Below are 1,771 nucleotides of genomic sequence, written 5' to 3' on the forward strand. Positions count from 1 at the left end.
GGGCGCAGCCCCGGGGGTCCGGGGCGCAGCCCCAAGCGGGTCCGGGCGCAGCCCCAAGCGGGTCCGGGCGCAGCCCGGGGAACGGGGGAAGGGCGGGTAGGGGACACGCCCCGCAGGGCCCAGCACCCGCACCCGCACCCGCACCCGCGAGCCTCAGCCGAGGCTGAACGCCCCCTCCGGCGGCTCGGGCGAAGCCACCGCCTCGGCGTCGCGAACCACCACCGCCCCCCGCAGAAGCCGCGCCAGCCCCGCCCCCGCCTCGACCCGCGAGGGAAACGCGTCGGAGGCACACGCACGCGAAAGCCCCGCGACGGGCAACCCACCGTCCGAAGCCAAGAGCACCGCGTTCCCGAACCGCCGCCCCCGCAGCACCCCCGGCTCCGCGATCAGCGCCAGCTCCCCGAACGCCGCCCCGAAGTTCGCCAGCTGCCCCCGCAGGAAGTCGAACGGCGCCCCGTCGGCGAGGTTCGCCACGTACACGCCGCCGGGCCGCAGCACCCGCGCCACCTCCCGCGCGTACTCCACGGAGGTCAGCGAGGCCGGCACCCGCGAGCCGCCGAAGACGTCCCCCACCACCACGTCCGCGCTCGCGTCCGGCGCCGCCGCCAGCCAGTCCCGCGCGTCGGCGACGTGCACGGTGATCCCGCTGCCCGCCGCCACCGGCAGGAACTCCTCGACCAGCGCCACGAGCCCGCCGTCGAACTCGACCACGTCCTGCCGGGACCCGGGCCGGGTCCGCGCCGCGTACCGCGGCAGCGTCAGCGCGCCGCCGCCCAGGTGCAGCAGGTCCAGCCCCGCCCCCGGCTCGCCCACGCGGTCCAGTACGTGCGCGAGGCGGCGTACGTACTCGAACTCCAGGTGCTCCGGGTCGTCGAGGTCCACGTAGGACTGCGGGGCCCCGTCGACCGTCAGCAGCCAGGCCCGCTCCCGGTCGACGTCCGGCATCAGTTTGGCCGTGCCCTGGGCCACGTCCCGGATCACCGGGATCTGTTCGTCACTCACCGCACCATTGTCAGGCCGCCGTGCCCGCCCAGATCTCCGCCGCCCGCTCCGCGTGCCCGGCGGCCTGCGCGAGCCCCGCCCGGGCGGCCGGGTCGCGCCGCGCCGGGTCCAGTACGTTGCGCCCGAACGCCTTGCGGGCCTCCGGCGACGGGGTGATCAGCATGACCTTCGCCCCGGCCTTCCGCAGCCGCGCGGCCTGGGCGGCCGGCGAGGGAACGAGCCCGGACCCCATGGTCACCGGCGCGAGGATCACCACCCGCGCGTAGCCGGAGGCGAGGTCGGCGTTGGTCGCGGAGCGGATGCCGCCGTCGATGAACCGCCGCCCGGCGACGGTCACCGGCGGCCACACCCCGGGTACGGCGCAGCTCGCCGACACGGCGTCGACCAGTCCGGCCGCGCTCCCCCGCTCGAAGGCGGCGAGCTCGCCGGTCAGCGCGTCGACCGCCGCGACCAGCAGGCGCCGCTCGGGCCAGGCGTGCGAGACCAGCCGGGCCTCCAGGACCTTGCGGCGCTCCGCCTCCGGCTCGGTGCCGGCGGCGAGCGCGAGGGCGCCGACCCGGCGCCGGTAGGCCTTCGGGTCGCGCGAGCGCACCATCGCGACGGCGTACCGCGCGATCAGGGAGGCCGGGAGCTTCGCGGTCAGCTCTCCGGAGGCGTCGCCGAGCTGGCGCTCGTACAGCTCCTGCGGGGTGAGCAGTCCGGAGGTGAGCTGCGCTCCGACGACCGAGCCGGCCGAGGTCCCGACGACGAGGTCGGCGCCGAACAGGTC

At 77.2% G+C, this 1,771-nt stretch carries 2 protein-coding genes; both read right to left on the reverse strand.

Going from position 1 to position 1,771, the window contains the following annotated elements; genetic code table 11:
* Positions 1-153 precede the first annotated feature (153 nt).
* On the reverse strand, positions 154-945 hold the full coding sequence (locus ACWGDE_RS38690) for a spermidine synthase (protein ID WP_453393775.1): 792 nt from the start codon (positions 943-945) through the stop codon (positions 154-156).
* 67 nt (positions 946-1,012) lie between these two features.
* A partial coding sequence (locus tag ACWGDE_RS38695; protein WP_453393774.1) for a patatin-like phospholipase family protein occupies positions 1,013-1,771 on the reverse strand: 759 nt, incomplete at its 5' end.

The organism is Streptomyces sp. NPDC054956 (assembly GCF_053609185.1).

Coding starts and splice junctions, on each gene's coding strand:
- ACWGDE_RS38690 (WP_453393775.1), bottom strand. CDS start 945: ATGCCGGACGTCGACCGGGAGCGGGCCTGGCTGCTGACGGTCGACGGG.